This is a genomic window from Bradyrhizobium sp. 132 (assembly GCF_023074185.1).
GTDB lineage: Bacteria > Pseudomonadota > Alphaproteobacteria > Rhizobiales > Xanthobacteraceae > Bradyrhizobium.
Map to the genome: position 1 here is coordinate 1 of NZ_JADPKY010000154.1, position 1191 is coordinate 1191.

Sequence of the window (1191 nt, forward strand, 5' to 3'; positions counted from 1 at the left end):
CATCTTCGCCCATTGGGCGTCAGTCAAAACGAATCGGTCCATCCCAAGCTTGAATCACAACCAAGCCCCGATGAGAATCCTGAATCCCAACAGACCCTAGATCGAAGTGAACGCGACCTCGGGCAGGCATGGTTTTGGCCCGAGCTCGCAGATACCGATTGCCGCGCCGCGGCTTGATTGCGTGAACTCGATCGGCTTGATCGGACAGACGGCCTTCAACATGTGGACCGACAGCCCGCAATAGCTCGCGGCTTGACCCAGCCGCAGCGCCGCCGGCCAGTATGGTCGGTCGGGCTTCATGTCGCTGCTTTGACCCGCCCGGCCAGCGCGGGTATCCGTTCGCACCGACGTAGCCGCGCTTCCCAATCACCCGACCTATATGACCGTTTGGTAAAGCCATCGTCGGTCCACTCCGCAAACAACACCCGCTCGCCGTGGAACCTAATTTCGAGTTTTCTGGTGTGCGCTGGATTGTCGATCTGCCGACGCAAGGACAGCGCCATATGGTTGTATCGGAAGTCGTAAACGCGGGCCCGGCCGTCGAGCGCTTGGATAATGAAACCGGCAGCGTTCCGGAAGGATCGCTAGCAGTCTGCTGAAAAACCTTGAAATGGAGAATTTTCATTTTTCCGCCGGTCGTTTTTGGAGCGGCGCGGTAGAGTTGGATGTAATTTCTAGCTTGTTATTGAGTGTGCCCCGGCGCGGGGTGGCTATGCGGCGGGCAGTTTTGGAATTCGGATCAGGTTATAGGCGATCAGATTAAGCAGGAAGTCGGCGGCGACGCGAGCGATGCCCCGATGTTTGGTCTTGCGCATGGTGCCATGCTGCTTGCCCCATCCGAAAATGCACTCGACCATCGCCCGGCGCGATTGCGACATGCCGTATCCCGGATGCCGCGTGGTTCGTTCGTCGATCGCGCTGTTACGGTTCTTGCCGGTTTTGGTGATGGCCTGGTTCTGTGTCACATGCGGCGTCACGCCGATGGCGCGAAGATTGGCGACATGATCGGCCGTATCGTACGCCTTGTCCTCACCAGCCGTGATGCGGCGACCTGCGGCTTTGCGTCTCGCCTTCAGCATGACCTCCGCAGCCCGGCGTTCGGCGGTGCCATTGGCATGCGTGACCCTGCCGGCCACCGCCAGCCCATGCCGGTTCTCCATGGTGGCGTGGCCCATATAGCAAAGCTTGGCC

General features: G+C 59.7%; 2 protein-coding genes. Both read right to left on the reverse strand.

From position 1 onward, the window contains the following. Positions 1 to 96 precede the first annotated feature (96 nt). Positions 97 to 300, reverse strand: coding sequence for a hypothetical protein (locus tag IVA74_RS32695; RefSeq protein WP_247351131.1), 204 nt, complete (start codon positions 298 to 300; stop codon positions 97 to 99). A gap of 410 nt (positions 301 to 710) precedes the next feature. After that, a partial coding sequence (locus IVA74_RS32700) for a transposase (RefSeq protein ID WP_247351132.1) occupies positions 711 to 1191 on the reverse strand: 481 nt, incomplete at its 5' end.

What these genes read in the sequence shown, in the direction of transcription:
- IVA74_RS32695 (WP_247351131.1), bottom strand. Translation starts at nt 300, where the DNA reads ATGAAGCCCGACCGACCATACTGGCCGGCGGCGCTGCGGCTGGGTCAA.